Annotated in this window: 4 protein-coding genes and 1 pseudogene; 3 read left to right on the forward strand and 2 right to left on the reverse strand. The window is 38.8% G+C overall.

Features of this window, described 5'->3' with window-relative positions; all coding sequences use genetic code 11:
- Positions 1–62: 62 nt before the first annotated feature.
- Both CXF74_RS17460 and CXF74_RS17465 read right to left on the reverse strand, forming a co-directional pair.
- The gene (locus tag CXF74_RS17460; RefSeq protein ID WP_101083811.1) at positions 63–2204 is read right to left on the reverse strand and encodes a hypothetical protein; all 2142 of its coding nucleotides are present in this window, start codon (positions 2202–2204) and stop codon (positions 63–65) included.
- Positions 2205–2208: 4 nt separating this feature from the next.
- Positions 2209–3462, reverse strand: coding sequence for a hypothetical protein (locus tag CXF74_RS17465; protein WP_101083812.1), 1254 nt, complete (start codon positions 3460–3462; stop codon positions 2209–2211).
- 414 nt (positions 3463–3876) lie between these two features.
- Between CXF74_RS17465 and CXF74_RS17470 the strand changes: the two genes are divergently transcribed.
- From CXF74_RS17470 to CXF74_RS22685, 3 genes and pseudogenes are all read left to right on the forward strand, one after another.
- The gene (locus CXF74_RS17470; RefSeq protein ID WP_101083813.1) at positions 3877–5010 is read left to right on the forward strand and encodes a hypothetical protein; all 1134 of its coding nucleotides are present in this window, start codon (positions 3877–3879) and stop codon (positions 5008–5010) included.
- A gap of 116 nt (positions 5011–5126) precedes the next feature.
- On the forward strand, positions 5127–5663 hold the full coding sequence (locus tag CXF74_RS17475) for a hypothetical protein (protein WP_101083814.1): 537 nt from the start codon (positions 5127–5129) through the stop codon (positions 5661–5663).
- A gap of 82 nt (positions 5664–5745) precedes the next feature.
- A pseudogene (locus tag CXF74_RS22685) lies at positions 5746–6076 on the forward strand (endonuclease I); the annotation flags it as partial.

A 6076-nucleotide genomic window follows, 5' to 3' on the forward strand; every position in this document is an offset into this window, starting at 1 on the left:
GTACGAAATTATTAATTTATTTCTGAGGTAAGGGGAGTTTGCACTCCCCAATAAACCAGTGATTATTGATTGTCTGTCACAGCCTCTTCTGTTGCTTGAGGTATTAGTAATCGACTAACAGTATTGCCAATCTCGGATAATCTTTGTGGATCGATTGAATAGAAGTCACCAGATAAAAGTTTGGTTAAATCGTCTTGTGTTACTCCCTCTTTAAGCAATACACTTTTAGTTTCTTCTGCTAACTTTCTCTTAGACATTTTAGATACACGTGAGTAACCCAAACGGCCAGCAACAATACTTGCACCTACTAAAGTAGGGTTATCAAATACAGCTAACAAACCAAGTCCTGCCGAAGTTGTAACAGCTAAATCTTTTAGTATCTCACGTAGTTGTACTGGCGTACCCTCACCAGTTTGACGAGCTAGATTAGCAGTTCTACGTACTTGTGCTTCACTATCAATAAGACCTGCAACATCACTTGAATCATTCGTTAACTTGTTTAAATTCTTAATCTCATTTGGTTTAAGTGCTTTACCAGTACTTGTATCAAATGATTCAGAATCAAAACGACCTTGCTGTAATTCTCTTGCTCTTGAACGTGCGCCCAACTCAACTTGTTCTGCTTGTGCTGAACCAATATCAATACCACGTAGTGCATCATCAACTTGATCTACATTGCCTGTTAAACCTTGTTGACCTGCTTCAATATTCCCTCTTGCTTGTTGCCCTGTTGCAGTTATTGCCTGTGCATCTGCATAAGCAGGGGATCTATTCTTAAGCAAGTCACTTAACTGCGTTCTCAAACCAGTAAGTGCAGCGACTGATTGATCAGAGCCTGCTGTGTTACCTTTCTTCAATCCTGTAACTCGATTACCCAATACTTTCACTGTCTCTTGTAAGATTTGTGATTCCGTTGGTAGTCTGCGATTACCTTGGCTTGCTTGGAATGAACGAGCATTATCTAAACCTGCTCGGTACGCACTTTGGAAGTCAGGCGAACGTTGATACAAAGTAGTTAAATCTGCTCTATCTTGGTTCGTGAAGTTAGCACCTGCCGAACGATTATAAAACGGTGTAGCTTGGTCATTGGCTATTTGACGAGAGTTATTAGCAAAACGACCTGCGTTAATACTGCTATCAGCATTAAGATCTTCAGCTACTACCTGTCTACCACCTAAAGTATCACCCGCTCTTGCTTTAGGAGTCGTAGCATCTAATACATTTGCTTGTGCTACCTTAGTGCGTTCATTGAGAGATCGTTGTTTATCTGATTGCACTGGTGATTCACGTACAGCACGTTGTAGACGTTCATCGAATATACCTAAGTCTGCATAAGTAGCTTGTCCATCCGTTGCAATGTTTGCGCGTCTTAATGAGTCTTCAAGTTCTTGTGCATTTTGACGTTGTAGCGTTTGGCTTGTAGATTCAGTTGCTTTTAAATCTTTAATGAATGCACGACTAATCAGATTATTACCTGCTTCAAGTATCTGGTCAGCAGTAGGGGCGATAACTCCACCGATAGCAGTACCTATTGCAGTATCAGTTGCTAGTTCTGAGATATTATCAGCATCACTATAACCTGCGCCCGCAACTGTACCCTCCACAGCACCAGCTTTAGCACTATTAAGTACACGTTCTAAACGTGTAGAACCAGTAGGCAATACCTTAGCTCTGCCTAATGGATTAATTAAACTACCTGCTAATTCACCTGTTAGTGCTTCCCCTGGGTTTGTTCTTTTAAACTCTGCATTAGCATCACGTTCTCTATCGCGTACTTCTTCGTAAGTACCATCACCGAAAGTTGATGCTACAGCGCCTTGTATTTCATCTTGAAAACCAAGTGATAGACCTTGTTGTAATGAAGTACTACGACCCTCTGCGGTACGAGCATCTTCTACTTCTTCACTCGCAGTACGATCTAAAACAACACGCTCAGAACCGCCACCACCAAACATACTTTCACTAGGTAATGTTTGGTAACCTACTGTGTCTTCGGATGGTGCAACTGTACGTTGAGCACCTTGCTCAATAACTGTTTCTTGTGGGCCTGATGCTGTTGCAACTGTTTGACCTGTTACATCTTCAGCGGGTACTTGGTTTTGTGGTGTAATCTCGCCTGCAATTTCATCGATAACACTTTCGAGTTCTGCACCAGATAAACCATCTGGTATTTCCACTTGTTGATCATTAATTTCTACAATCATAATATTAACCTCCTACTCTGTAACGCACACCACTCGGTGTGGTTTGATACTCAACATCTGTGAAATTAGCAGACGTTCCCGTACTTGGCGTAGCAGTAGAGGCTTCTGATTCTGTAGCTGATCGTGAAGAACCCGAAATACTACGATTTGTAGTTGGTGTAGGATCTGCAATCTTGAATTCTTCGTACTCTTTGATCGTTGGCTCACGACCTTCTTTCTGAATGTACTGTGCGATTAGTTGTGAGTTCTCAGCACCAACTTTAAGAATTGATAATTGATCTTTAATGAATGCTTCATCTAATCCTGTTTTTAACTCACCTGTTTCTGGATCAACTAAGGCAGTTTGTGCGCTCGTAATCTTTGAACCCTCTGCATTAGAGAGTGAGCCAAGACCTTTAAGGTCTGCAACATTAGCTGTAAATTCTTTACTTAATAGTTGGTTTACCTTTGCTACTGATGCACGACTAGATGGTGTAATCGCTCCACCTAAAGAAGTTGCACCACCTGCATTAACTACATCTTCATCGGTGATAAGATCAACTGCTTTGATACTTGAATCAGCTACGTTATAAATCTTGTTCGCAGAAGTAGCTAATTCCACTTGTCCTTTCTTCCAGTTAACATCATAACCAGTGTCAGTATTGATGACTGTAGAAGTACCATCTTCATTGGCACGTATCTCAGTTGGGATATCAATTGCAGGTTCAATAGTTTTGATTGGTTCGCCTGTCTTAGAATCGATAAGTTCAGTCTTACCCGAACGGTCTGTGTGAGTAGTTGTTGAACGTGGTTTGTTATTAATCTCTAACTGCTTGCGTTCTAATGCACTTGCATCTCGTTGCTGTTGTAAGAGCTGGTCAGCTAAGTTGTTAGCGGTATTACGCTCAGTTGCATTCGCATTCTGATCGTTAGCAATTTGTAGTGCTTGATCTAATTTAGCTGTATTAAGTTGATCACCGACTGTATCTCGACTCGCTTGATAGTTAGCTGCTGCATCTGCTTTTAGCTTATCTGCTTCACGTTGGTTCGGTGCATTAATACCTTGCTTAATACCCTGCAAGCCACCTGATATTAATCCGAATGGGTTAGATGCTAGTGGTTGCTTAGTGTTAGCTGGGGTATTGAATCGAGCTGAATTGTTATTCGTTTGTAGTGCTTGTTGTTCACCTTTCAGCTTTGCAATGTTCTGCGCTGTTATTGCAGAGGCACTGCTAGGGGCTGAGCCTTGTAAGTCAAATGCTGATGTTGGGATAGCCATAATATGTACCTTATTGAGAATTATATAATATGAGTACAGTGTAATATTTTAGATAGCTTTTAACTATTGTTAACTTGATATTCATCGGTGTTTGTCTCGATCAAGAATAGGTTATTGATCGGGATTATCGATCATGCTGATACTGATCCATAGAGGGGTATTCAAGGGGAGTGGGGTGGTATTCGGGTAAATGCTACTTAATATACTGAATGGCTCGGTCTGTGCTGTTTTGAGGCTATCGCATCTATTTATTAATATTGATACTCAAAGCCTAGTTTTGAATGTTACTTTTTGATTTATCAATAGTTTTTGATAGTATTTAGTTAAAGAATTATACAGACAATCTCTGTAATTCCATTAGAAGTACAGAGTTATTGAGCTTAATTAGGCTGTTATAAAAAAAGGATGTAACAGATGAAGTCAACTGTTTTAGCACATAAAATTTATTGCGATGTAAGTTATAAAAGATTGGTTGATTTATTAGCTGGATTTCTTTCGGCTCACGGTTATAAATCTTCAGATTTAGGTGACTATGAACTTGTGAAATTCAAACACTTTGAGTTTCGTTCTAATAAAAATAAAGTGCCATCACATTATGCTAGAGTTATGGTGAGTATGTCTAGGAGCGTTAGCGCTAGCTTTGGCGAATTCTCATTTCGAGTCGGGCATTTAAGACACGACTGTGTTCAAAAAAACACCTCATTTTGTCATCTGCCTTTAGGCGTTAGACAACGATTTGAAGCAGTACCAAATTACATAGAAATTTTGTTCTACCACAGAGGGTACAATCGAGCGCAGAAGCTTTTGAGTGAACAACTGAGGGGTTGGCTTAAAGCAAAAAAAATTAATAGTTATGTTTCCTCTTTTGAAGGTGAGTACCTAGATGTACTAAACTCTTATTACCAAGAGCCGGATAAAGTAGTCTTAGAGCTTAAAAAGTTAGTAGAAGCATACAGCCATACTAATGATATGCCTGCCCTTGATATTGATTTATATCCGAAAGACTTTGTCCATATTATGAGTAAGTTGTCTAAGAACTCTATTATCACTATTAAAACCGGTGAGATGATCGAGTCGTTTATTCCAGATCTCCCAGATTATTCGGGCGTAATTATAGAGTACTGTAAGGCTGTTGAAATCGAACTTGAAGAAAAATTATTGGCACCGTTAAAATCTCACTGGCAGTCAGTAGATGCACCTTCAGTTTCAGTTTCGGCTGAGGCTAAAGTCAAAAGATTGAACGCATATATATTTTCGTCGACAGACAATAAGCTTGAATTGGGGACATTTGCAGATCAGTTAAAAAACGCCTTGACTTGTACCACCGATCTCGTTGCACAAAGTTTATTGAGCTCTATTAATGCACTTCCACTAACAATTGATGCTCAGCAGCTTGTAACCGAAATCTTTCATATTAGTCGTTCATTCAGAAATCCAGCTGCACATAAGTCTATTTTAACGAAAAGTGATTTAAACAACGCAAAAGATGCAATTTTTGGGAACGAGTCGCGTATGGGGATATTAGCGAAACTTATAGAAACTAGTTAATTTATTTTTATTATGTCAATGGGCTTTAACTTAACTAAAACAGTGGGTTATGTTTGTTTTTGCTGTAAATTAAACCATTTTTGGCCTCTTAAGTGGGCGTCATATAGGAGAAAATAATGCTTATTCAAGTAAGTGCAATATCTTATCCCTGTCTTGTGATTGATGTGGGTACTAGCCGTATACCGAAATCTTTTGATAAAGATGGATGCATAGATGGCATTGAAATTTTGGAGTGCGTAATTAGTTACATTGAAAGTAACGATAGCGAGCCTTGCGAGTCAAATATAAGTTACTTTGGCATTCAAAACTCTCCTGAAAGAATGAGAGATTTCGTAATAACTATTAGTGAATATTTTAAGTCATGTATCATTGTTGCACATAACGCTGAAACTGATATTAAACTGATTTTGGGTATGGCTAAGTTATTAGGAGTTAATATAAGCTCAGATATTAAAGCATATTGTACTATGAAAAATGGTACTCCTTACTCCAAAACGCATGTGTATAGAGGTGGAAAGAAAGTTAAAAAATACCCGCACCTCCAAGAGTTATATAAAAACCTAACTGGTGTTGAAGTTGGAAAAGGCAATATTTATGATGATTTGAAACAGTGTTATATTTGCTTTAAGTATCTCGAAGAAATGACCTGTTGAAGAAACCGTATAACAAGTGACTTTTAACGGAACAAAAATAGTTTTTTTTATTTCGTTCATCATATCAATTGAGACATATAGAATGAACCTACCTTTTATTACTACCGTTGCACTCTTGCTTACGACTTCAGTACTAGCTGAAAACACCACGATCACATCGTTCAGCAAAGCGAAGAAAAACCTTGAAACCAAGGTGTATCAAAACCATAGAGAAACATTATATTGCGGTGCTATATTCGATTCTAAGAAGAATATTACACCTCCCAATGGCTTTACCAGTGTTAAACACGTAAAGCGTTCTAAGCGCGTTGAGTGGGAACATGTTGTACCTGCTGAGAACTTTGGACGTACATTCATAGAATGGAGAGAGGGCGATAAACAGTGCGTTACCTCCAAGGGAAAATCATACAAAG

Source organism: Psychromonas sp. Urea-02u-13 (assembly GCF_002835995.1).
Lineage (GTDB): Bacteria > Pseudomonadota > Gammaproteobacteria > Enterobacterales > Psychromonadaceae > Psychromonas.

Excerpts from the sequence above, each read along its gene's own strand:
- CXF74_RS17460 (WP_101083811.1), bottom strand. The coding sequence starts at position 2,204 with ATGATTGTAGAAATTAATGATCAACAAGTGGAAATACCAGATGGTTTA.
- CXF74_RS17475 (WP_101083814.1), top strand. The coding sequence starts at position 5,127 with ATGCTTATTCAAGTAAGTGCAATATCTTATCCCTGTCTTGTGATTGAT.
- CXF74_RS17470 (WP_101083813.1), top strand. The coding sequence starts at position 3,877 with ATGAAGTCAACTGTTTTAGCACATAAAATTTATTGCGATGTAAGTTAT.
- CXF74_RS17465 (WP_101083812.1), bottom strand. The coding sequence starts at position 3,462 with ATGGCTATCCCAACATCAGCATTTGACTTACAAGGCTCAGCCCCTAGC.